Source organism: Micromonospora sp. CCTCC AA 2012012, from assembly GCF_040499845.1.
Classification (GTDB): Bacteria; Actinomycetota; Actinomycetes; order Mycobacteriales; family Micromonosporaceae; genus Micromonospora; species Micromonospora mangrovi.
Genome location: NZ_CP159342.1, coordinates 4,323,056 through 4,346,337 on the forward strand (window position 1 = coordinate 4,323,056; position 23,282 = coordinate 4,346,337).

Consider the following 23,282-nt stretch of genomic DNA (forward strand, 5'->3'; position numbering starts at 1 on the left):
CAACCCTACGGCAGGCGCAGCAGCATCCGGGTGTTGCCGAGGGTGTTCGGCTTGACCCGTTCCAGGTCCAGGAACTCGGCGACGCCCTCGTCGTAGGAGCGCAGCAGCTGCTCGTAGACGGGCTGCGGCACGGGCGCGCCGTCGATCTCGTGGAAGCCGAACGAGCCGAAGAAGCGGGTCTCGAAGGTGAGCACGAAGATCCGGGCGACACCCAGTTCCCGGGCGGCGTCGATCAGCTCGCCGACGATCCGGTGCCCCAGCCGCTGCCCCCGGCAGGCCGGGTCGACCGCGACCGTACGGATCTCCGCCAGGTCCTCCCACATCACGTGCAGCGCCCCGCAGCCGACCACCGTGCCGTCCGGGGTGACCGCCACCCGGAACTCCTGCACGTCCTCATAGAGGGTGACAGTCGCCTTGCTGAGCAGCCGCCGGTCGTCGGTGTAGGTGTCGACCAGCCGGCGGATGCCGCGTACGTCGCCGGTGCGGGCCCGCCGGACGACGATGTCCTCGCCGGTCACTCGGCCGCCGGGACGTCCACGCACGGGCCGGCGGCCCACCACTTCTCCACCAGCGCCAGGGTCTCGTCACCGAACGGGTTGACCCCCGGACCGGCACCCAGCGCGTGCCCGAGGTGCACGTGCAGGCACTTCACCCGGCCGGGCATGCCGCCGGCGGAGATGCCGGCGATCTCCGGGACCTCGCCGATCGCGTCCCGGCGGGCCAGGTAGTCCTCGTGCGCCGCCCGGTACCGGTCGGCCAGCTCCGGGTCGGTGGCCAACCGGTCGGCCATCTCCTTCATCAGCCCCGCCGACTCCAGCCGGCTGCACGCCGCGGTCGCCCGCGGGCAGGTCAGGTAGAACAGCGTCGGGAAAGGGGTCCCGTCGGCCAGCCGCGGGGTCGTCTCCACCACGTCCGGCAGGCCGCAGGGGCAACGGTGCGCCACCGCCCGGGTGCCCCGGGGCGGGCGGCCGAGCTGCGCGGCCACCGCGGCCAGGTCGGCCTCGGTGGCCGGTTGCCGCTCCGGCGGGGGTACGGAATCCGCCGCCGGTTCCTGCGGTGGTACGACGCTCACGGTGCTCAGTCTCTCGTTCGGAGTGCGAAGGGTGGGGCTCACTTGTCGGCGTTGGCCGCCTGCACGCTCGACCAGAGCGTGTCGTACCAGGGGTCCGGGGCGTGCGGGGTCGCCGGCTTCGCGCCCCTTCCCGCCTCCTTGGCGGCGCCCTCCGGGTCGGAGAGCACCACCAGCAGGGTCTCCCCCGGCTTGCCCATGAAGAACCGCTCCCGGGCCTGGCTCTCGATGTAGGCCGGGTCCTGCCACTTGGCCGCCTCGGCCGAGAGGTCCTCGATCCGCTTGCGCTGGTCGGCCTGGGCGGTCTCCATCCGCTCGATGTCCGCCTGCTGGTCCAGATAGACGCGGACCGGATAGGTGTAGCCGAGGGCGAGCGCGATCAGCACCGCGAAGAGCACGGTGGCCCGTCCGGTGAAGCGCCGGGGTTGGGGTGCGGAGAGCCGCTTGACGCTGCCCCCCGCCGCGGTACGACGGGCGGCGGCCGGCCGGCTCGCGGAGCGTACGCCCTCGGCGCGGGACCGACCGGTGGCCCCGCGCGGCTCCGCGCGGACACCGGCGTCGCGGACCGCCGAGCGGACCCGCGCACCGCCCGGTCGACCGGCCTGACCCGGTCGACGGGCGGGACGCTGACCACCCGGTGTGCGGCGCTGCTGCATCGTCACACCCCTCCCCCGGAGCTACGCGTCAGGCGGAACGGTAGCGCGGGAACGCGCCCGCACCGGCGTACCGCGCCGCGTCGGCCAGCTCCTCCTCGATCCGCAGGAGCTGGTTGTACTTCGCGACCCGGTCCGAACGGGCCGGAGCGCCGGTCTTGATCTGGCCGCAGCCGGTGGCGACGGCCAGGTCGGCGATGGTGGTGTCCTCGGTCTCGCCGGAACGGTGGCTCATCATGCACTTGAAGCCGGCCCGGTGGGCCAGGTCCACCGCGTCCAGGGTCTCGGTGAGCGAGCCGATCTGGTTGACCTTCACCAGCACCGCGTTGGCGGCCCGCTCGGCGATGCCCCGGGCGATCCGCTGCGGGTTGGTGACGAACAGGTCGTCGCCGACGATCTGGATCCGGTCGCCGACGGCGGCGGTCAGGGTGGCCCAGCCGCTCCAGTCGTCCTCCGCCAGCGGGTCCTCGATGGACACGATCGGGTAGTCGCCGATGAGCTTGGTGTAGTAGTTGCTCATCTCCTCGGCCGACTTGGCGCTGCCCTCGAAGGTGTAGCTGCCGTCGTCGAAGAACTCGGTGGCGGCCACGTCGAGCGCGAAGACGATGTCGGTGCCGACCCGGTAGCCGGCCTTCTCCACCGCCTCGGAGATCAGGTCCAGCGCGGCGGCGTTGGTCGGCAGGTTCGGCGCGAAGCCGCCCTCGTCGCCCAGGCCGGTCGACAGGCCCTGCTTCTTCAGCACCGACTTCAGCGCGTGGTAGACCTCGGCACCGGAGCGCAGCGCGTCCCGGAAGGTCGGCGCGCCGATCGGCGCGATCATGAACTCCTGGACGTCGACGTTCGAGTCGGCGTGCGCGCCACCGTTGAGGATGTTCATCATCGGCACCGGCAGCAGGTGCGCGTTCGGGCCGCCCAGGTAGCGGAAGAGGCTCAGCTCGGCACTGCCGGCCGCCGCCTTCGCCACCGCCAGCGAGACGCCGAGGATGGCGTTCGCGCCCAGCTCGCCCTTGTTGTCGGAGCCGTCGAGGTCGATCATCTTCTGGTCGATCAGCCGCTGCTCGCTGGCCTCGTACCCGATGAGCTGGTCGACGATCTTGTCCTCGATGTTCGAGACCGCCTTCTCGACACCCTTGCCCTGGTAGCGGTCGGCGTCACCGTCGCGCAGCTCGACCGCCTCGAAGGCGCCGGTGGAGGCGCCGGACGGCACCGCGGCGCGGGCGATCGTGCCGTCGTCGAGCCCGACCTCGACCTCGACCGTCGGGTTGCCCCGCGAGTCGAGAATCTCCCGGGCGACGATTCCTTCGATGGTTGCCACTGAGTCGCTCCTCGTTTGTGTGTTCCGGTCCGGTATGGGCCGCGACGGTGCGGCTGAGGCAGGTGTTGAACGCAGCGTATCGGGCCACGCCCGGTCGCACGTCTCCACCCGGCGCACCGCAGGCGTACGGGGCCGGAGCCGAGATGCCTCACTCACGGTCAGTGACACGGACATTCCCGGATTCTCGGGCCTCAACCGGCAACGGGTTTGCGGGAGGTTGCCCGCATCGACAAGGCTGGGCGTCATGCCCGCCGCCTCGACCACCCTCCGCGTGCTCGCCGCCTCGGTCATCGCCTCGCTCTCCGTCACCGGCTGCCAGGCACTGGACGACGCCGGACAGGCCCTGGGCCGCGCCGACCTGGTCAACGACCTGGCCGCGCGGATGGACCGGGCGCTGGAGCAGACCTGGGCCGCCGACTACCAGCTCGGCGGCGGCCGGACCGCCTCCATCGCCCAGACGAAGAAGCCGCTCCGGTCGTCGTACACCTGGCCGGACGGCAAGATCACGGTGACCCAGGAGGCGGTCACGACCTGCGCGGTCGCCGCCGCCCGGACCTCCTGCACCGTGCTCCCCCCGGTGCTCACCGCCGGCCGCCCCTCGGTCGCCGTCTACGGCGAGGCGGGCCGGCACGGCCTGGTCACCCCACCGGCCGTGATCCACCTGCTGACCACGGCGGCCCTCGACCCCGAGGCCACCATCACCTCCAGCGACACCACCCTCGCCGGGAACCACGCCACCTGCGTGGACGTCTCCGGCGCCGGTGACCGGTTCACCGCCTGCGTCACCACCGAGGGGGTGCTCGGCAGCTTCACCGGCACCCTCGACGGCCGACCCGAGGAACTGGCGCTGACCAGCTACACCGACACGGTCGACCCGCGCGCGTTCCAGCCCCCGCCCGGGGCCGGCGTGGTGGACCGGCGCAGCACGAAGCAGTGACCGCGTCGACGGGTCCCGCCGGCCCGACCGGAGGCGGCTTCGTGCCGGGGGCCGACGGCAGCGTCCCGCCGGCACCCACCGACCTCGCCCTGGCGGTCGCCGGCCGCAAGCTGCTCACCGGCCCCGACGGGGCGTTCCCCCGGGTCGGCGACCTGCCACCCGGCCTCGACCGGGTGCCGGTGGGGACGCTGGACGGCGTACCGGCCTGGGCCGTCGAGGTGACCGACGCCGAGGAGCTGCCCGGCCGGTGGCGGAGCTGGCGCGGGCTCGCCGCCGAGCTGCCCGAACCCCTCGCCACGCTCGCCGGACGGGCGCTGGCCGTGGTGACCTGGCGGCGTACCCACCGGTGGTGCGGAGCCTGCCGGACCGAACTGACCGACGTGCCCGGCGAGACCGCCCGGCGCTGCCCCGGCTGCGACCTGTACGTGCCGATGCCGCTCTCCGCCGCCGTCCTCGTGGCGATCACCCGACCCCGCCCCGACCGGGTCGACGAGCTGCTGCTGGTCCGGCACACGTACGGCCCGACGGAGCTCTGGGCACTGGTCGCCGGCTTCGTCGAGGCGGGCGAGTCGCTGGAGGCGGCCGCCCGGCGGGAGGTCGGCGAGGAGGTGGGCCTGACGATCGGGCCGCCCGCCTACTTCGGCAGCCAGCCCTGGGCGATGTCCGGCCCGGGGACGCTGCTGGCCGGCTTCACCGCCGTGGTCACCGACCCGGACGCCGAACCGGTGGTCGACGGCCGGGAGCTGGCGCAGGCCCGCTGGTTCCCGCTCGACGCGCTGCCGGCGGAGCTGCCGCCCGCGTACTCGATCTCGCGCTGGCTGATCGACGCCGTCGCCGCCCCGCGCTGACCGGCCCTCCCCTCCGGGTCGGAGGACCCTGACCGGGTCGGCGGGTGCCGTGGATGCTGGGCGGGGCGGTCGGGCCCGGGTGTGCAATGGGTCAGGGAGGTGGCGGTGCGCGGAGCCGGGGCGGTACGCGACGAGGGCTGGCTGCCGGTCACCGAGGCCGGGACGCTCCCCGTCGACCGGGTGCTCGCGGCCCTCGACAGCGGTCCCGCCGGCCTCACCGGCGAGGAGGTGCTCCGGCGCCGGGCCCGGCTCGGGCCGAACGCCGTCCGGACCCACCGGGTCTCCGCCCTCGCCGTGCTGGTCCGGCAGTTCCGCTCCGCGCTGCTGGGTCTGCTGCTGGCCGCCGCGACCGTCTCCTACTTCGTCGGCGAACGCACCGACGCCCTGGTCATCGGGGTGATCCTGGCGGTCAGCGTCGGCTTCGGCTTCGGCAACGAATACCGGGCCGAGCGGGCCGGCGCGGCGCTGCACGACCGGGTACGCCACACCGCGCCGGTGATCCGGGCCGGCCGGACCGGGGAGGTCGACGTCGTCGACCTCGTCCCCGGCGACCTGGTCCGGCTCGACCTGGGCATGGTGGTCCCGGCCGACCTGCGGCTGACCGCGGCGAACCGGCTGGAGTGCGACGAGTCGGTGCTCACCGGCGAGTCGGCGGCGGTGGCCAAGGACCCGGCCCCGGTGCCGGCCGGTACGCCCCTGGACGACCTCGCCTCCTGCGCGCTGATGGGGACCGTGGTCCGGGCCGGGTCCGGCGTCGGGGTGGTGGTGGCGACCGCCGGGCACACCGCGTTCGGGCGGATCGCGGTGGGGCTGGGCGAGCGGCAGGGCGAGACGGAGTTCCAGCGGGGGCTGCGCCGCTTCTCGCTGATGCTGGCCCGGGTGGCGGGCGTCCTGACCGGAGTGATCTTCGTGATCAACCTGGTGCTGCACCGGCCGGTGATCGACGCGGTGCTGTTCAGCCTGGCCATCGCGGTGGGCATCACCCCGCAACTGCTCCCCGCCATCGTCACCGCCAGCCTGGCGGCGGGCACCCGCAGCCTCGCCCGGCGGCGGGTGCTGGTGAAGCGGCTGGTCTGCGTGGAGGACCTGGGCAACGTCGAGGTGCTCTTCACCGACAAGACCGGCACGCTGACCGACGGCCGGCTCAGCCTCGCCGAGACGCTCGGCCCGGACGGACGCCCCTCGGACGCGCCACTGCTGGCCGGGCTGCTCGCCAACGAGGCGACCACCGAGGCCGACGGCAACCCGATGGACCGGGCGCTGTGGGCGGCACCCGGCGTGGCGGCGCAGCCGGTGGCCGCGTACCGGCGGGTGGCGTTGCTCCCCTTCGACCACCAGCGCCGCCGGGTGAGCGTGCTGGTCGACGGGCCGGACGGGCGGACCCTGGTCACCAAGGGCGCGGCCGAGGAGGTGCTGGCGCTCTGCCACGACGTACCCGATGCGGCGCGGGCGGTGCTGGACGAGCGACTGGCCGGCGGCGGCCGGGTGGTCGCGGTGGCCGGCCGCCCCGCTCCCGGGGCGACCACGCTGGAGCCGGACGACGAACGGGACCTCTCCTTCGGCGGCCTGCTGGTCTTCCTCGACCCACCGAAGGCGGACGCCCGGGCGGCCCTCGACCGGCTCGCCGGCCTCGGCGTCACGGTCAAGGTGATCACCGGCGACCATCCGGCGGTGGCGGTCCGGGTCTGCCAACAGCTCGGCCTTCCGGTGAGCGGGGTGCTGACCGGCGCGGACCTGGCCGGGCTGGACGACGCCGGACTGGCCGCCGCGATCGGCCGGACCAGCGTCTTCGCCCGGGTCTCGCCCGAGGACAAGGCCCGGCTGGTACGCGCCCAGCGCGCCGCCGGGCGGGACGTGGCGTTCCTCGGCGACGGGGTGAACGACGCCCTCGCCCTGCACGCCGCCGACATCGGCATCTCGGTGGACACCGGCACCGACGTGGCCCGGGACGCGGCCGACGTGCTGCTGCTGGAGAAGGACCTCGACGTGCTCGCCGACGGGGTCACCGAGGGACGGCGGATCTTCGCCAACACCATCAAGTACGTGCTGATGGGCACGTCCAGCAACTTCGGCAACATGTTCAGCGCCGCCGGGGCGTCGGCGTTCCTGCCGTTCCTGCCGATGCTGCCGTCGCAGATCCTGCTCAACAACCTGATCTACGACCTCAGTCAGGTCGCCATCCCCACCGACCGGGTCGACGCCGACCAGCTCGCCCGGCCGGCGCACTGGGACCTGCGGGAGATCCGCCGGTTCATGCTGACCTTCGGGCCGCTCTCCTCGCTCTTCGACTTCCTCACCTTCGCGCTGCTGCTCAGCGTGCTGCACGCCGGCCCGGTGGAGTTCCGCACCGGCTGGTTCGTCGAGTCGCTGGCCACCCAGACCCTGGTGGTCTTCGCCATCCGCACCCACACCAGCCCGTTCTGGCGCAGCCGGCCCAGCCGTCCGCTGCTCGTCGCGGCGTTCGCCGCGGTGGCGGTGGCCTGGCTGATCCCCTACCTGCCGGTGGCCGGGCCGCTCGGGTTCCACCCGCTGCCGGTGGGTTTCCTGGCCGTGCTGGTCGGGCTGGTGCTGGCGTACCTGGCGCTGGTGGAGGTCACCAAGCGGGCCCTGTTCGCCTCGTCGGACCTGCTGCGCCCCAGCCGCCGCCCACCGGAGGCGGTGCACCGCCGCCGTACGCACCGGCGGGCCGCCCGCTTCAGCACCCGCTGATCAGACCCCCAGCAGGGTGCGCAGGTGGCGGGGCGGGGGGCAGTCGTGGGCGAGCATCGCGTCGTGCCAGTCGCGTAGCGACACCTCGGCGGGTCGGGCCGCGGCGATGTCGGCCATCTCGCTGTAGCCGACGAAGTAGGTGGAGAGCTGCGTGGAGGTGAGCAGCGCACGCCGCCACTTGCCGGCCGCCTCGCCCTCTTCCTGGAAGCCGCGCTCGGTCATCAGCGCCATCGCCTCGGCCTCGGACATGTCCTCGCAGTGCACGAGCTGGTCGAGCAGCGCGTTGATGGTCATCCGGAGCTGCATCTTGAGCTGCTGCAACCGCACCGGCAGGCCGCCGAAGCCGAGCCCCGCCATCAGCTCCTCGGTGTAGACCGCCCAGCCCTCGATGAACACCCCGGACTCGGTGAGCGCGCGGACCCGGGTGGGGCCCTCGTAGCGGCGGGCGTGGGCGAGCTGGAGGAAGTGACCGGGCATCGCCTCGTGCACGGTCAGGTTGCGGACCATGTGGTCGTTGTACTCGCGGTAGAACGACTCGACCCGCTGCGCGGGCCACTCCGTCGGGGTGGGCGCGATGCAGTAGAACGTGGGCAGGTTCGCCGTCTCCAGCGGGCCGGGCGAGTCGCAGTAGGCGACCGCGACGCCCCGGGCGAACTCCGGCATCTCCTGGATCACGCACGGGTCCTCGACCAGGCTGATCAGGTCGTGCGCCCGGACGAAGTCGCTGGCCTCGTCGAGGGTGACCGAGGCGAGGTCCACGATGGAGTGGTTGTCGGGGTGTTCGGCGGCGAGCATGTCCAGCGCCCGGCGTACCGTCTCGTCGTCGGCCGGGCCGCCGACCAGCTCGACGGCCGCGGCGCGGATCTCGTCGGTGACCCGCTCCAGGTTGGCCCAGGCGCGGCGCTGCACCTCGGCGGCGCCCAGCTCGGTGTCGAGGGTGTGCCAGAGACGCGCCTCCCAGCGCCGCCGGCCCAGCCGGGGGTCGCGCCCCGGCCCGGCGTCGGCCGCCAGCCCCGACCCCAGCCAGGCGACGAACTCCTCCAGCGCGGCGATCGCCGCGACCGCCGCCGGTTCCACCCGGTCGTGCAGCGCGGGCGCCTCGGCCAGCAGCCGGGGCACCTCGTCGCGGATCAGCGCCGCCGCGCCGGTGAACTGCCCGACCGCCGTCTCGGCGTGGATCCGCGGCATGTCGCGCAGCGTCGCGCGCGCGGTCGCCAGCGCATCCGGTACGGCCGACAGCCGCCCGGCGAGGTGGGTGAGCCGCTCCGCGACCGGGGCGTACGGGCGGGCGAGCAGGGCGTGCAGCAGCGGGCCGGGGTTGTGCCGCAGCGGGTCCCACTCGTGCGAGCGGATCTCCGTCGACTCGAACAGCCCCCGGTCCACCAGGGAGCTGAGCAGCGCGTGGTCGACGCGTTCCGCCACGTCGAGCGAGTCCGGGTCGATCTCGGAGAGCGCGTCCGCCGCGTCCCGCAGCATCGCCTGGTCGGCAGCGACCGCGTCGGCGGAGAGATCCGGCAGCCGATCGTCGTACCGGTGGTCACCGACCGAGGTGGCCAGTCCCGGCCGACTCTCCAACACCGCCTCGACGATCCGCTCCGCAAGCGGCACGAACTCTTCCATCCCCCGACCCTACCGACCCCCCACCCCTCCCACCCGCCCGCAACCACCCCGGCTTCGGACCGTTGATCATGAAGTTTGCGTCGGGATCGAGCGGTTTCCCGACGCAAACTTCATGATCAACTCGACGGGGGGTGTTCGGCGGCGCGGAGGGCGGCGGCGTGGGCGAGGGTGGTGCGGCGGAGGGCGGCCTCGGGGTCGAGGCCGGCCTCGCGGGCCGCGGCGACGGTGGCCAGGAGGGTGGCGCCGAGGTGGGCCTCCGGGTCGGCCTCAGGATCGGCGGGCGGCGGCGGGACCGCCAGGCCGATCCGGCCGGACCGGTCGAGGATCTTGGCGGCGAGGGCGAGGGCGGGCTGGCTCAGGGCGATGCCGTCCAGCACCGAGTCGCGGGCCTTCTCGGCGCGCTTGATCCGCTCCCAGTTCGCCTCGATCTCCTCCAGCGAACCGGTCGCCGCGCCTGCGAAGACGTGCGGATTGCGGCGGACCATCTTGTCGACCAGCCCACCGGCCACGTCGTCGACGCTCCACCGCTCACCGTCGGGCAGGTTCTCCGCCAGCCGGGCGTGCAGCAGCACCTGGAGCAGCACGTCACCCAGCTCCTCGCGGAGCGCGTCGGTGTCGTCGGCGCTGATCGCGTCGTACGCCTCGTAGCACTCCTCCAGCAGGAAGCCGGCGAGGCTGCGGTGGGTCTGCGCCAGCTTCCACGGGTCGCCACCGGGGGACGCCAGCCGGTCCATCACCTCGACCGCGTCGAGGAGCCGGGCGCCGGGCGGGTCCCACGAGCCGTACATCAGCTCCAGCTCCGCCAGGCCCGGCTCGCGGGCCAGGCGCAGCCCCAGCTCGCGGGCGAGCGCCTGGTCACCGGCCGGGCCGGCCAGCCAGACCGCCGTGCCGTGCGCGGCCACCGCGTCCAGCAGCGCCTGGGTGGCGCCGCCGTCGAGCACCTCGACCTCGGCGCCCGCCACGCGGACCGCCCGGGTCAGCTCGCTCTCCGCACCGGCGTACACCGGGGCGGAGCGGAGCACGTCCCAGGCGGCGGCGGTCAGCAGACCGGCCGGCAGCCGGGGCGAGGTGACCAGCAGGACGATCCGTGCGGTCATGCTCAGGAGGCGTCCGGTGCGGTCGCCGGGGTGGCCGCCGGCTCCGGGGTGGAGACGTCGGTGACCTGGTCACCGCCCTCGACGTACGGCAGGTCGTACTGGCGGAAGCCGTTCTGGGTCTGCAGCAGCGCCGGGACGGCGAGGGTGTAGCGCGGGTTGACGCTCACGTCGAGCTTCTGCACCTCGTCCTGGAGCGCCACGCTCACCGCCGACACCTGACGGGTGAAGGTCGCCTGCTCGAACTGCTTGCGCTGCTCGTCCACCGACCAGCCGGCCGGGGCGATCTGCGCCTTCACCAGCGCCTGGTAGAGGCTCTCCCGGGAGGCGTCGGTCAGCTCGGCCGGCGGCAGGCCGGCCTCCAGCGCCAGATAGAGGTCGTACCACTCGGCGGCCAGCTTCGCGTACTCGGTGTTCGGCACGCCCAGCTCCTTGCCGAGCTGCTCGGCGGTGAGCTGGTCCTTGACCTGGACCTTCTTCTCCTCGGCGACCCGCTTGCCCAGGTCGATGCCGACGAGCAGGTTGAGGATGTCCTGCCGGTCTACGTTGATCTTGAGCTGCTCCGGCGACGGGGTCGCCCCGGTCTGCGTGGCGGCGGCCTTGACCGACTTCTCGTACGTCGTCTGGGCCTCGGCCTGGATGGCGTTCACCCGGTCGATCGAGTACGTCGTGTCCCCGACGTAGGCGGCCACGTCCGGCGAGGTACGGCCGCAGGCGGCGAGCGAGAGCACAGCGAGGGCCGCGACGCTGGCGGCGGCGATGAGACGGCGAGCACGCATGACGGTCACTCTCTCACGCCCGGTACGCGGCTGTGACGCCGCCCACCCGCCCCTCACCGCGCCCCCGCCAGGGCCGGTTCGCCGAGAACATCCTTGAGGAGCTGGGCGCACCATTCCAGCAACGCCTGGTCGCGCAGCGGCTCGCCGCCGATCCGTCGGGTGCTCGGCCGGGGCACGCTGACCTGGTCGGTGGCCTGCTTGTAGACCGAGTCCGGGTGGTAACGCTTGAGCCGCAGCTGCTTCGAGTCGGGCAGCGGCAGCGGCCCGAACCGCAGGTGCTTGCCCTGCATCGACACGTCGGTGAGGCCGTACCGGCGGGCCAGCAGCCGGAACCGGGCCACCGCGACCAGGTTCTGCACCGGGGCGGGCGGCTCGCCGTACCGGTCGGTCATCTCGGCGACCACCTCACGCAACCGCTCCTCGTCGCGGGCCTCGGCGAGCTTGCGGTACATCTCCAGGCGCAGCCGCTCCACGGCGACGTAGTCGTGCGGCAGGTGCGCGTCGATCGGCAGGTCGATCTTGACGTCGACCTCCTCCTCGGTGCTCTCCCCCTTGAACGCCGACACCGCCTCGCCGACCATCCGGACGTACAGGTCGAAGCCGACGCCCTCGATGTGGCCGGACTGCTCGCCGCCGAGCAGGTTGCCGGCGCCCCGGATCTCCAGGTCCTTCATCGCCACGTACATGCCGGCGCCCAGCTCGGTGTGCTGGGCGATGGTGGCCAGCCGCTCGTGCGCGTGCTCGGTCAGCGGCTTCTCCGGCGGATAGAGGAAGTACGCGTACGCCCGCTCCCGGCCCCGGCCGACCCGGCCGCGGATCTGGTGCAGCTGGGCCAGGCCGAGCAGGTCGGCCCGCTCCACGATGAGGGTGTTGGCGTTGGGGATGTCGATGCCGGACTCCACGATCGTGGTGCAGACCAGGACGTCGAACTCCTTCTCCCAGAAGCCGACCATGACCTTCTCCAGGGCGTCCTCGCCCATCTGCCCGTGTGCCACCGCGACCCGCGCCTCGGGCACCAGCTCGCGGATCCGGCGGGCCGCCTTGTCGATCGACTCGACCCGGTTGTGCAGGTAGAAGACCTGGCCGTCGCGGAGCAGCTCGCGGTGGATGGAGGCGGCCACCTGCCGGTCGTCGTACGCCCCGACGAAGGTCAGCACCGGGTGCCGCTCCTCCGGCGGGGTGGCGATGGTGGACATCTCCCGGATGCCGGTGATCGCCATCTCCAGCGTCCGCGGGATCGGGGTGGCCGACATGCTCAGCACGTCGACCGAGGCGCGCATGGTCTTCAGGTGCTCCTTGTGCTCGACGCCGAAGCGCTGCTCCTCGTCGACGATCACCATGCCCAGCGCCTTGAACCGGGTGGCCGCCTGGAGCAGCCGGTGGGTGCCGATCACGATGTCGGCCGTGCCGTCGGCGGCCATCGCCAGGGTCTGCTCGGCCTCCTTCGGCGTCTGGAAGCGGCTGAGCTGCCGGATCGTCACCGGGAACTGGCTCATCCGCTCGGCGAAGGTGTTGTAGTGCTGCTGCACCAGCAGGGTGGTCGGCACCAGCACGGCGACCTGCTTGCCGTCCTGCACCGCCTTGAACGCGGCCCGGACGGCGATCTCGGTCTTGCCGTACCCGACGTCGCCGCAGATCAGGCGGTCCATCGGGACGGTCTGCTCCATGTCCCGCTTGACCTCCTCGATGGCGGCCAACTGGTCGGGCGTCTCCTGCCAGGGGAAGGCGTCCTCCAGCTCCCGCTGCCACGGGGTGTCCGGGCCGAACGAGTGCCCCTTGGACGCCTTCCGGGCGGCGTAGAGCTGGATCAGCTGGGCGGCGATCTCCTTGACCGCCTTGCGGGCCCGGGCCTTGGACTTCTGCCAGTCGGAGCCACCCATCTTGTGCAGGGTGGGCTGCTCGCCGCCGACGTACCGGGAGAGCTGGTCGAGCTGGTCGGTGGGGACGAAGAGCCGGTCGCCGGGCTGGCCGCGCTTGCTGGCGGCGTACTCGATGACCAGGTATTCGCGGCTCGCGCCGTTGACGGTGCGCTGGACCAGCTCGACGTACCGGCCGATGCCGTGCTGCTCGTGCACCACGAAGTCGCCGGCCTTCAGCTCCAGCGGGTCGATGGTGTTGCGCCGCCGGCTGGGCATCTTGCGCACGTCCCGCATGGAGGTGCCCCGACCGCCGCTGACGTCGTTGCCGGTGAGCAGCACGAACTTCGACGCCTCGTCGACGAAGCCGGCGGTGAGGCAGCCGCAGGAGACCAGCACCTCGCCAGGGGCGGGCGCGGCCGGCACCTGGTCGGTGAGCCGGGCGCCGAGGCCGGCGTCGCGGAGCACCTCGACGGCCCGCTGGGCGGGACCGTGCCCCTCGAAGACCAGCGCGATCGACCAGCCCTCCCCGGCCCAGCGGGTCAGGTCGTCGACCACCCGCGCGGTCTCGCCGTGATAGAGCGGGGCGGGCTGGGCGGCCAGGCTCACCGCGATCGCGTCGTCGGGGGTGACGTCGACCTCGGTCGGCGCGTCCTCCCACGGCTGCCGCGCCGGGGCGGCCTCCGCCTCCACCAGCCCGAACGGGGCCAGCGTCCACCACGGCTGGCGCAGGGCGCGGGCGGTGGCGCGTACCTCGGCCAGGGTCTTGAAGGCGGCGGCGCCGAGGTCGACCGGGGCCTGGCCGCCGACGGCGGCCGCGGCCCAGCTCGCCTGGAGGAACTCCTCGGAGGTACGGACCAGGTCGTGCGCCCGGGTGCGGATCCGCTCCGGGTCGCAGAGCAGGACGTGGGTGCCGGCCGGCATGCAGTCCAGCAGCAGCTCCAGGCTCTCGTCGCCGAGCAGCGCCGGGACCAGCGACTCCATCCCCTCCACCGGGATGCCCTCGGCCAGCTTGTCGAGGATCTCGGCCAGCTCCGGGTGCTCCTGCGCCAGCGCGGCGGCCCGCTTCCGCACGGCCGGCGTGAGCAGCAGCTCCCGGCAGGGCGGCGCCCACAGCATCGGTACGCCTTCGATGGTGCGCTGGTCGGCGACGGCGAAGGTGCGGATCTCCTCCACCTCGTCGCCCCAGAACTCGACCCGGGACGGGTGCTCGTCGGTGGGCGGGAAGACGTCGAGGATGCCGCCCCGGACGGCGAACTCGCCGCGCTTGGTGACCAGGTCCACCCGCGCGTACGCCATGTCGGTGAGCTGGCGGGCGACCTCCTCCAGGTCCGCCTCGTCACCCGCCGCGAGCTGCACCGGCTCCAGGTCGCCAAGCCCCTTGAGCTGCGGTTGCAGCAGCGACCGGACGGGCGCCACGACCACCCGCAGCGGCCCGGTACGGCCGTGCGCGTCGGCGGACTCCGGATGCGCCAGCCGGCGCAGCACCGCCAGCCGCCGGCCGACGGTGTCGGAGCGGGGCGAGAGCCGCTCGTGCGGCAGCGTCTCCCAGGACGGGAAGACCGCCACCTGCTCCGGGGGCAGCAGGCTGCCCAGCGCGGCGGCCAGGTCGTCGGCCTCCCGGCTGGTGGCGGTGACGGCGAGCACCGGCCGCCCGGCGCCGCCACCCGACTCGTCGACCGCGACGGCCGCGACCGCGAACGGGCGCAGCGCCGCCGGGGCGGTCAGGTCGAGGCCGTCGACCTGGGCGGCACCGGAGCGCGCCAGGTCACGGGCCCGGGCCAGACCGGGATCGACCAGGGCGGCGGTGAACAGTCCGGTGAGCATGCGTGATCACTTCCCGCTGGTGGCACACGACGATCACCCCTCGCCCGATCTGGACGGGGGGTCTGCGGATTCGACACTATCTCTTCGGGGGGACGATCGGCCGCCACGCCGGTCGGAGGGACACCTGGGGGGAAGCGAATGCCTGAGGGAAGCGGGAGCGATCCGCGCCGCAAGACCACGCCGGCCCGGTGGCGGGTGCTCGGCGCACCGGACGGGATGCTGGTCTATCAGGTCCGGTGCATCGTCGAGAACCACGGCTGGTCGGAGACCGTGGACGACGGCCGGTACAAGATCGTCCTGGGCCGCTCCGGCGCGTACCACCACCGGCTCAACGGCCGGACGACGGTCATCGACCCCACCTCGGTGCTGATCACCCGGCCCGGTGACGAGCAGGCGGCGGCGCACCCGTACGGCTGCGGCGACTCGTACACCTGCCTGGAGATCGACCGGGACGTGCTGGCCCAGCGGCCGGACGCGGCCGGCTGGCTGGACCGGTCGGGCTGGGACGGCCACTCGGACGCCTCCCTGGACCTGGCGCACCGAATGCTGGTGGCGGAGTGCCGGCGCGGGCTGGACCGGTTCGAGATGGCCGAGCGGCTGCACCGCTTCCTGGGCCGGCTGCTGACGCACAGCGCACTGGCCGCGGACGGCCCCGACGCCGAGATCGAGCGGGCGGTACGGCGGCGCCCGGCGACGATGGCCGCGCACCGGCGCCTCGCCGACCGGGCCCGTGAGGTGCTGGCGACCTCGGACTTCACCCTCGGCCTCGCCGAGGTCGCCCGGGAGGTGGGCGCCTCGCCGCACCACCTCAGCCGGGTCTTCCAGCGGGTCACCGGCAGCAGCCTCACCGCCTACCGGAACCGGCTGCGGGTGCGGGCGGTGCTGGACACCCTCGCCGAGCCGGACGGACCGCCGCTGGGCCGGCTGGCCAGCGACTACGGCTTCACCGATCAGGCGCACCTGACCCGGGTGGTCCGGGACCAGGTCGGTCATCCGCCGGCCCGGCTGCGCAAGCTGCTCGTGCCGACCCAGCCGGCCGGAGACTGACCGCGGATCCGCGCACATTTTTACAAGAGCGCGAGCCGACCCGAAGGCGAGAATTGATCGCGTCAGCCCGGAACGGGCCGCCGGAGAGGCGGCCGGACGGGGGGTACGCGGGCCTGTTCGGGGAGGTCCGACACCCCCCTGCCGGGCCCCCCGGGTCGCCCACCTCGTGGCAACCCTGGAGGTGCCGTGCAGCCCCCCTGCACGGCACCTTCGCCATTTCCGCCCGCCGGCCGCCGGGCTGATCTTGACGGGGTACGGCGGGCGTGGTGCGGTGGAGCCATGACGGGGCAGCAGTACCGGGCGCAGTTCGACGCCGAGATCAGCTTCGCCAACGGCGGCGGCCTGCGGACCGAGGGATTCCGACTGGACATCCCCGGGTCGGACATCACCGACGACGAGTTGGCCGCGCTCCTGGTCCGGCACCTGGGGCTGCTGATGGTGGCCGAGGTGCGGGTCAGCGGAAAGACGATCATCGAGGAGCCGCACAAGGGCGGGCGGGGCGTGACCGCCGCCGCTCCCGGCCCACGGCGGCTGGTCGAGCTGAGCCACGTGGTCAGCGACGGGATGGTCACCCTGCCCGGCTGGCCGGCGCCCCGGATCACCGACTGGCTGACCCGGGAGGCGTCCCGGGCGAACTACGCCCCGGGCGTCGAGTTCCACGTCGCCCGGATCGACATGATCGCCAACACCGGCACCTACCTGGACACCCCCGCCCACCGCTGGGCCGACGGGGCCGACCTCGCCGGGATGCCGGTGGACCGCCTCGCCGACCTGCCCGGAGTGCTGGTCCGGGTGCCGGCCGGCACCCGCGCGGTGGACCCGCTGCTGCTGGCCCCGTACGAGGTGGCCGGGCGGGCGGTGCTGCTGCACACCGGCTGGGACGCCCACTTCGGCACCGACCGGTACGCGGCCCCCGACGCGCCCTACCTGACCGGGGAGGGCGCCCGGTGGCTGGTCGAGGCGGGCGCCGCCCTGGTCGGCATCGACTCGATCAACATCGACGACATGAGCCCGGCCGCCGCCGGTGAACGGCCGGCGCACAGCGCGCTGCTGGCGGCGGGCGTCCCGATCGTGGAGCACCTGACCGGCCTGGACGCGCTGCCCCCGACCGGCTTCCGGTTCACCGCCGCCCCGCCCCGGGTGGCGGGCATGGGCACCTTCCCGGTCCGCGCCTTCGCCACGATCGGCACCTGAGGGGTCGCCGCCGACCGGGGTGGTCACGCTCCGCACCGATGGCCCCGAGGGTCGTCGCAACCCTCGACGCCCTTTGCTCTGCCGCAGCCCACGCAACAGCAACGGTCAGTCACGGTCTCGGCGCGGCCGGTCCGGCCCGCCGCTGGCTAGACCGCAGCTCAACGGGGTGTTGCGTGGAGTGCAGCAGAGCAAAGGCGACGGCACCCTTCGAGCGACACCGGTAGAAGGTCACGATGCGTCACTCATCTCACGCGGTGACCGAGAGCGACGTGTTCGTGCGGAAGCGCAGGGGTCAGTAGCGGACGGCGATCCGGCGCTCGACCGCGTCGACCCGGACCTCGCCGCCGTACGGGACGATCAGCTGCGGGTCGGTGTGGCCCAGGTCGACGTCGAAGACCACCACCGGGTCGTCGGCGTACTCCGCCAGCGCCCGGGTGACCGCCGCCCGCTGGTCGTCGGCCCACGTCCGCCGCTCGGGCACCGTGTGCGGCCGGTCGAAGTCCCACGCCTTGGCCCGGCCGACCAGCACCGCCGGGAAGCCGGCGAGCAGGCCCCGCTCACCCATGTTCCGCAGGATCCGGTACACCTCCCGGGCGGAGGGCAGCTCGTTGGAGGTCTCGAAGACCAGCACCGAGCCGGCCAGCTCGGCCGCCGTCGGCACCCGGTCGGTGGCCATCAGCCAGTGCAGGATCTCCAGGCAGCCGCCCCAGGTCCGGCCCTGCACCACCCTCGACGGCCCCTGCCAGCGCCAGCCCTCGCCGGGGAGCATCTCCGGCTCGTCCGCCAGGGTCTCCGGCCGGTCCCACGGATTCGGTCGGTCGCCCCACTCGGGGGCGGGGGTCAGCTCGTACCAGCCGGTGCTGAAGAGGGCGGCGCGCAGCGAGTCGAAGGTCAGCGGGTGCGGCCTCCCCGGCCGGCCGAGGTGCACCAGCACCGACCCGCCGTGGTAGGCGACCTGACCCAGCCGGTACAGGTGGTTGAGGACGTTGGTGTTGTCCGAGTAGCCGAAGTAGGGCTTCGGGTTGGCGCGCAGCACCGCGTCGTCCAGGTGCGGGGTGACGGTGATCAGGTCGTCCCCGCCCACGGTGGCGAGCACGGCGGTGATCGTCGGGTCGGCGAAGGCGGCGGTGAGGTCGCGGGCCCGGTCCCGGGGGTCGGCGCCATCACCCGGGTGGTCGGGTACTCCACCGGCTCGAGGCCGAACGCCTCGCGCAGCCGGCGCAGTCCCAGCTCGTGCACGTGGGGGAAGAGGCCGGGCAGCCCGCGCGAGGGCGACACGACGGCGACCCGGTCACCGGGGCGGGGCTTCGGCGGATAGCGCGGCAGGTCCATGTCCGGACGCTATCGGGGCGGGCCAGCGAATTCCGCCCGGCGAAACCGCAGAGTCCGGGCATACCCGCACAATAGGCTGGGCCCGTGGACGAGGAGGAGCAGGAGCTTTCCGTACGCGACTGGCTGCCGCGCACCGCGGCGCTGCTGGTCGGCACGCTGGCCCTGGCCACCGCGTTCATCGCGGCCTACGTGGGGGCGCTGCACCAGCCCACGCCGCGTGACGTGCCGGTCGGGGTGGTCCTCGGCGACCAGCGCGCCCAGGCGGTGATGGCCGCCGTGCGCGGCCAGACCGACAAGATCAAACCTGTCGGGTACGACAACCCCGGCGCCGCCGCCGACGGCCTCACCGCCCGTGAGGTGTACGGGGTGCTCACCAGCGGGCCCGACAACGGGTTGCGCCTCACCACCGCCAGCGCCTCCGCCCCCGCCGCCGCCGAACTGGTGACCCAGGTGCTCACCCAGGCGGCCCGCCAGGCCAACCTGCCGCTCCAGGTCACCGACGAGGTGCCGGTGGAGCGGAGCGACCCGCGCGGCCTCGTCCCGTTCTATCTGGCCGTCGGCCTGGTGCTCGGCGGCTATCTCGCCTCCACCGCCCTGGGCCTGAAGACCGGCACCAGCCCGGTCAGCCTGCCCCGGGCCGGGCTGCGGGTGGCCGCGCTCGCCGTCTACTCGGTGGTGCTCGGCATCATCGGCGCGACCATCGTCGGCCCGATCCTCGACGTCTGGCACCACGACGTACCCGCCGTCGCGGCGGTCGGCGCGCTGGCGGTCTTCGCCGCCGCGATGGTCGCCGCCGCCGTACAGGCCTGGCTCGGGCTGCTCGGCACCGGCCTGGTGATCCTGCTGCTGGTGGTGCTCGGCAACCCCGGCTCCGGCGGGATCTACGCCCCGGAGTTCCTGCCGACGTGGATGCGCGGCATGCACCGGTGGAACGTCCCCGGACTGGCCACCGACCTGATCAAGTCGGCGGTCTACTTCGACCGCAGGTCGATGGGCTGGACCCTGTCCGGGCTGGTCATCTGGACGCTGCTCGGCGCGCTCGGCCTGCTCACCGCCACGATCTTCCACGCTCGTCGGCGCGCTGTCCGCGCCGCCCGGACCAGCACCGGAGCGCCGCCACCGATGGCTGAGCCGTCCTGATCCGTCCCAGAGTGCAGATCATCACGGAATCCGGCTGCTCCCATCCGCCCCGGCGCGGATACGATCCAGGGAGTCGGACAGCGCTGTCCTTCGTACTCACGTAAGGAGCGCACCCGTGACCGACCAGCACGACCACGACGGCCCGGACGCCGCGCTGCGGGCCGACATCCGCCGCCTCGGAACGCTTCTCGGGCAGACCCTCGCCCGCCAGGAGGGCCGCCCGCTGCTCGACCTGGTCGAGGAGATCCGCGCCGAGGTCCGCTCCGACGCCCCCGCCGCCGCCCAGCGGCTCGGCGGCCTCGACGTCAGCACCGGCACCAAGCTGGCCCGGGCCTTCTCCACCTACTTCCACCTCGCCAACATCACCGAGCAGGTGCACCGGGCCCGGGACCTGCGCCGCCGCCGGGCCACCCACGGCGGCTGGCTGGACCAGGCCGCCAAGATGATCGCCGAGCGCGGGGTGCCGGCCGAGGAGATCGCCGCCGCCGCCCGCCGCCTGGCGGTACGCCCGGTCTTCACCGCGCACCCGACCGAGGCGGCCCGCCGCTCGATCCTGTCCAAGCTGCGCGCGATCGCCGACGAGCTGGACACCGAGACGGCCAACGCGATCCTCTACGGCGCCAGCGACGAGGGCCCGGCCAACCGGCGGCTGGCCGAGCTGCTGGACCTGATGTGGCAGACCGACGAGCTGCGGCTGGACCGGCCGGACCCGACGGACGAGGCCCGCAACGCCATCTACTACCTGCGCGACCTGTACGCCGAGGCCGCCCCGCAGGTCCTCGACGACCTCGCCGACACGCTGCGCACCCTCGGCGTGGAGACCTCACCGACCGCCCGCCCGCTGACCTTCGGCACCTGGATCGGCGGCGACCGGGACGGCAATCCCTTCGTCACCCCGGCGGTCACCCGCGAGGTGCTGCGCATCCAGCACGAGCACGGCATCGCGGCCACCGAGAAGGCGATGGACCAGCTCATCAACGAGGTATCGGTGTCCCGCCGGCTGCGCGCGGTGTCGCTGGACCTCTCCGCCAGCCTCGCCGCCGACCTCGACGCACTGCCCGAGGTGGCGCCCCGGTTCCGCCGGGTCAACGCCGAGGAGCCGTACCGGCTCAAGGCGCGCTGCGTGAAGGCGAAGCTGGCCAACACCCGCGAGCGGCTGCGCACCGGCACCGCGCACGCCCCCGGGCGGGACTACCGGGGCTCGGCCGAGCTGATCGCCGACCTGGAGCTGCTGCGTGCCTCCCTCGCCCGCAACTCCGGGCAGCTCACCGCCGTCGGCCGGCTCGCCTCCACCATCCGTACGGTCTCCGCGTTCGGCCTGCACCTGGCGACGATGGACGTCCGGGAGCACGCCGAGAAGCACCACGAGGTGCTCGCCCAGCTCTACGAGGCGGTCGGCGAGGTGCCGGACTACCCGTCGCTGACCCGGCTGGAGCGGACCAAGCTCCTCGCCGACGAGCTGACCGGCCGCCGGCCGCTCTCCACCCTGGACACCCCGCTGACCGAGTCGGCGCGCAAGACGTTCGACGTCTTCGCCACCATCCGCGAGGCGCAGGACCGGTTCGGCGCCGAGGTGATCGAGTCGTACATCATCTCGATGACCCTGGGCGTCGACGACGTGCTCGCCGCGGTGCTGCTGGCCCGCGAGGCCGGCCTGCTGGACGTGCACTCCGGTCGGGCCCGGATCGGCATCGTGCCGCTGCTGGAGACCCCGGCCGAGCTGAACGCCGGCGGTGAGCTGCTCGACGAGCTGCTCTCCCTGCCGGCCTACCGGGCGCTCGTCGCGGCCCGGGGCGACGTGCAGGAGGTGATGCTGGGCTACTCCGACTCCAACAAGGAGGCGGGCATCACCACCAGCCAGTGGTCCATCCACCGGGCCCAGCGCGCGCTGCGCGACGTGGCCGCCCGGCACGGCGTACACCTGCGGCTCTTCCACGGTCGGGGCGGCACGGTCGGTCGGGGTGGCGGCCCCACCCACGACGCGATCCTGGCCCAGCCGTACGGCACGCTGGACGGCGCGATCAAGGTGACCGAGCAGGGCGAGGTCATCTCCGACAAGTACACGCTGCCCGCGCTGGCCCGGGAGAACCTGGAGCTGACGGTGGCCGCGGTGCTCCAGGCGACGCTGCTGCACACCGCCCCCCGGCAGCCGGCCGAGCAGCTGGAACGCTGGGACGCGGCGATGGACGTGGTCTCCGACTCGGCCTTCCGGTGCTACCGGTCGCTGGTCGAGGACCCGGACCTGCCGGCGTACTTCTGGGCGTCCACCCCGACCGAGCTGCTCGGCGCGCTGAACATCGGCTCCCGGCCGGCGAAGCGGCCGAACACCGGGGCCGGCCTGAGCGGCCTGCGGGCCATCCCGTGGGTGTTCGGCTGGACGCAGACCCGGCAGATCGTGCCGGGCTGGTTCGGGGTCGGCTCCGGGTTGGCCGCCGCGCGGGCGGCCGGGCTGGAGGACGTGCTCGCCGAGATGAACCGGAACTGGCACTTCTTCCGCACGTTCCTGTCGAACGTCGAGATGATGCTGACCAAGACCGACCTCAGCATCGCCCGCCGGTACGTGGAGACGCTGGTCCCGAAGAAGCTGCACCCGATCTTCGACAAGATCGAGCAGGAGTACGAGCTGACCAAGCAGGAGGTGCTGGCGATCACCGGTTCGCCGGCCCTGCTGGAGAACTCGCCGGTGCTCCAGCGCACCCTGGCCGTCCGGGACACCTACCTGGAGCCGCTGCACCACCTCCAGGTGGCGCTGCTGCGGCAGTACCGGGACTCGGGCGCCGCCGGCCGGGCCGTCGCCACGGCACCGGGCGGCCGCCGGGCCCCGAGCGACGGCACCGCCCTGGAGCGGGCACTGCTGACCACGGTCAACGGCATCGCCGCCGGCATGCGCAACACCGGCTGACCCACGCGAAAGGGCCCCCTGCCCGGCAGGGGGCCCTTTTCACGCCCGTACGCGCGGGCGGCGCGTCACCAGTCGCCGCCGCCGAAGTCCCCACCGCCGAAGTCCCCGCCACCGAAGTCGCCACCGCCGAAACCGCCGAAGTCGCCCCCGCCGCTGGCGTAGTCGCCGCCGCCGGAGAAGTCGCCGGCGTAGTCGCCGCCGCCCTGGTCGCCGGCGAACTGGTCCCCGCCACCCTGGTCGCCGTAGTCGCCGCCGCCGTCGTTGTTGTCGCCGTAGTCGGCGCCGTCCTGGAAGCCCTCCTGGTAGCCCTCGTCGTAGCCGTAGCCCGGGTCGGCGAAGGCCGGCGAGAAGAGCGCGTCGGCGATCAGCATGCCGCCGAGCACGCCCGCGCCGGTGCCCAGCGCCGTCTTCCACCACGGCGTCGAGTACCAGCCGGCCGGCACCGACCGACCCTGGTAGCGCCCGCCCGGGTAGTAGTAGGGCGTCCCCTGGCCCGGCTGCGGGCCGGCCCGGAAGGTCTGCCCCTGCACGTTGACCTCACGCTCCCGGGTGAGCTGGCCCGAACCCCGGGCGGCGGCCAGCGGCGGCAGCTCGGGACCGGGGTCGATACCCATCGCGGTCCGGGCCGCCCGGATGTACGCCAGCCCCTCCAGCGCCGTCTCCCGGGCCAGCGCGAGCTGGTGCGGGGTCCGCGCCTGCTCCAGCTGGGAGCCGGCCGCGTTGTACCGCTCACCCGCGTCGGCCAGCGCCTGGCGTACCGCCGGGGCGTCGCCGTGCAGGTTCATCAACTGCCCGCCCAGCCGCTCGTACCACCGCTGCGCCTCGGCGCGCGCGTCGGCCAGCTCGGTCGCCCGCCGGGACCTGCTCCCCCACCGCCAGAACACGAACGCACCTCCGAGCATCAGCACCAGGATCACCCACAGGGCACCTTCCATGACCTCGAACGTACCCAGCGGGCGC

At 73.6% G+C, this 23,282-nt stretch carries 16 protein-coding genes and 1 pseudogene; 7 read left to right on the forward strand and 10 right to left on the reverse strand.

The window, feature by feature from the left end:
• Window positions 1-5: 5 nt before the first annotated feature.
• Genes ABUL08_RS19010 through eno form a run of 4 tightly spaced genes read right to left on the reverse strand, consistent with a single transcriptional unit; the run spans window position 6 to window position 3,037 of the window.
• Window positions 6-518: an amino-acid N-acetyltransferase gene (locus ABUL08_RS19010; RefSeq protein WP_350931263.1), complete on the reverse strand. Its 513-nt coding sequence runs from the start codon at window positions 516-518 to the stop codon at window positions 6-8.
• Window positions 515-1,072, reverse strand: a complete 558-nt coding sequence (locus tag ABUL08_RS19015; RefSeq protein ID WP_350931264.1) for a DUF501 domain-containing protein — start codon at window positions 1,070-1,072, stop codon at window positions 515-517. Before ABUL08_RS19015 ends, ABUL08_RS19010 begins: the two co-directional genes overlap by 4 nt.
• Window positions 1,073-1,110: 38 nt before the next feature.
• Window positions 1,111-1,725, reverse strand: a complete 615-nt coding sequence (locus tag ABUL08_RS19020) for an FtsB family cell division protein (RefSeq protein ID WP_350931265.1) — start codon at window positions 1,723-1,725, stop codon at window positions 1,111-1,113.
• A 28-nt stretch (window positions 1,726-1,753) separates the two neighbouring features.
• Window positions 1,754-3,037 (reverse strand): phosphopyruvate hydratase, encoded by a 1,284-nt coding sequence (eno, locus tag ABUL08_RS19025; protein ID WP_350931266.1) that lies wholly within the window; start codon window positions 3,035-3,037, stop codon window positions 1,754-1,756.
• A gap of 244 nt (window positions 3,038-3,281) precedes the next feature.
• Between eno and ABUL08_RS19030 the strand changes: the two genes are divergently transcribed.
• The 3 genes from ABUL08_RS19030 to mgtA all read left to right on the forward strand — a co-directional run bounded on the left by ABUL08_RS19030 (window position 3,282) and on the right by mgtA (window position 7,531).
• Entirely contained in the window at window positions 3,282-3,974 is a 693-nt protein-coding gene (locus tag ABUL08_RS19030; RefSeq protein WP_350931267.1) for a hypothetical protein, read from the forward strand.
• Complete coding sequence (locus ABUL08_RS19035) at window positions 3,971-4,822, forward strand: NAD(+) diphosphatase (RefSeq protein WP_350931269.1); 852 nt, start codon at window positions 3,971-3,973, stop codon at window positions 4,820-4,822. Before ABUL08_RS19030 ends, ABUL08_RS19035 begins: the two co-directional genes overlap by 4 nt.
• Window positions 4,823-4,927: 105 nt before the next feature.
• Window positions 4,928-7,531, forward strand: coding sequence for a magnesium-translocating P-type ATPase (mgtA, locus tag ABUL08_RS19040; RefSeq protein ID WP_350931270.1), 2,604 nt, complete (start codon window positions 4,928-4,930; stop codon window positions 7,529-7,531).
• Here mgtA and ABUL08_RS19045 read toward each other — a convergent pair whose 3' ends face one another.
• The 4 genes from ABUL08_RS19045 to mfd all read right to left on the reverse strand — a co-directional run bounded on the left by ABUL08_RS19045 (window position 7,532) and on the right by mfd (window position 14,707).
• Window positions 7,532-9,151, reverse strand: a complete 1,620-nt coding sequence (locus ABUL08_RS19045) for a DUF885 domain-containing protein (RefSeq protein WP_350931271.1) — start codon at window positions 9,149-9,151, stop codon at window positions 7,532-7,534. It abuts the gene before it with no gap.
• A gap of 116 nt (window positions 9,152-9,267) precedes the next feature.
• Window positions 9,268-10,248, reverse strand: a complete 981-nt coding sequence (locus tag ABUL08_RS19050; protein ID WP_350931272.1) for a nucleoside triphosphate pyrophosphohydrolase — start codon at window positions 10,246-10,248, stop codon at window positions 9,268-9,270.
• A gap of 2 nt (window positions 10,249-10,250) precedes the next feature.
• Window positions 10,251-11,024: a hypothetical protein gene (locus tag ABUL08_RS19055; RefSeq protein ID WP_350931273.1), complete on the reverse strand. Its 774-nt coding sequence runs from the start codon at window positions 11,022-11,024 to the stop codon at window positions 10,251-10,253.
• Window positions 11,025-11,077: 53 nt separating this feature from the next.
• On the reverse strand, window positions 11,078-14,707 hold the full coding sequence (mfd, locus tag ABUL08_RS19060; protein WP_350931274.1) for a transcription-repair coupling factor: 3,630 nt from the start codon (window positions 14,705-14,707) through the stop codon (window positions 11,078-11,080).
• Between the two features lie 138 nt (window positions 14,708-14,845).
• Between mfd and ABUL08_RS19065 the strand changes: the two genes are divergently transcribed.
• Together ABUL08_RS19065 and ABUL08_RS19070 are read left to right on the forward strand one after the other, a co-directional pair.
• Entirely contained in the window at window positions 14,846-15,754 is a 909-nt protein-coding gene (locus tag ABUL08_RS19065) for a helix-turn-helix domain-containing protein (protein WP_350931275.1), read from the forward strand.
• A gap of 279 nt (window positions 15,755-16,033) precedes the next feature.
• Window positions 16,034-16,948 (forward strand): cyclase family protein, encoded by a 915-nt coding sequence (locus tag ABUL08_RS19070; protein ID WP_350931276.1) that lies wholly within the window; start codon window positions 16,034-16,036, stop codon window positions 16,946-16,948.
• Window positions 16,949-17,240: 292 nt separating this feature from the next.
• On the opposite strand, the pseudogene ABUL08_RS19075 reads toward ABUL08_RS19070, so the two are convergent.
• A pseudogene (locus ABUL08_RS19075) lies at window positions 17,241-18,280 on the reverse strand (S66 family peptidase).
• Window positions 18,281-18,364: 84 nt separating this feature from the next.
• On the opposite strand from ABUL08_RS19075, the gene ABUL08_RS19080 reads away from it, so the two are divergent.
• Together ABUL08_RS19080 and ppc are read left to right on the forward strand one after the other, a co-directional pair.
• Window positions 18,365-19,420, forward strand: coding sequence for a hypothetical protein (locus ABUL08_RS19080; RefSeq protein ID WP_350931277.1), 1,056 nt, complete (start codon window positions 18,365-18,367; stop codon window positions 19,418-19,420).
• A gap of 115 nt (window positions 19,421-19,535) precedes the next feature.
• Entirely contained in the window at window positions 19,536-22,322 is a 2,787-nt protein-coding gene (gene ppc, locus ABUL08_RS19085) for a phosphoenolpyruvate carboxylase (RefSeq protein WP_350931278.1), read from the forward strand.
• Window positions 22,323-22,387: 65 nt separating this feature from the next.
• Here the strand turns inward: ppc and ABUL08_RS19090 are convergent, their stop codons facing one another.
• Window positions 22,388-23,257 carry a hypothetical protein gene (locus tag ABUL08_RS19090; RefSeq protein ID WP_350931280.1) on the reverse strand — a complete coding sequence of 290 codons (870 nt, stop codon included), beginning with the start codon at window positions 23,255-23,257 and terminating at the stop codon, window positions 22,388-22,390.
• Between the last annotated feature and the right edge of the window lie 25 nt (window positions 23,258-23,282).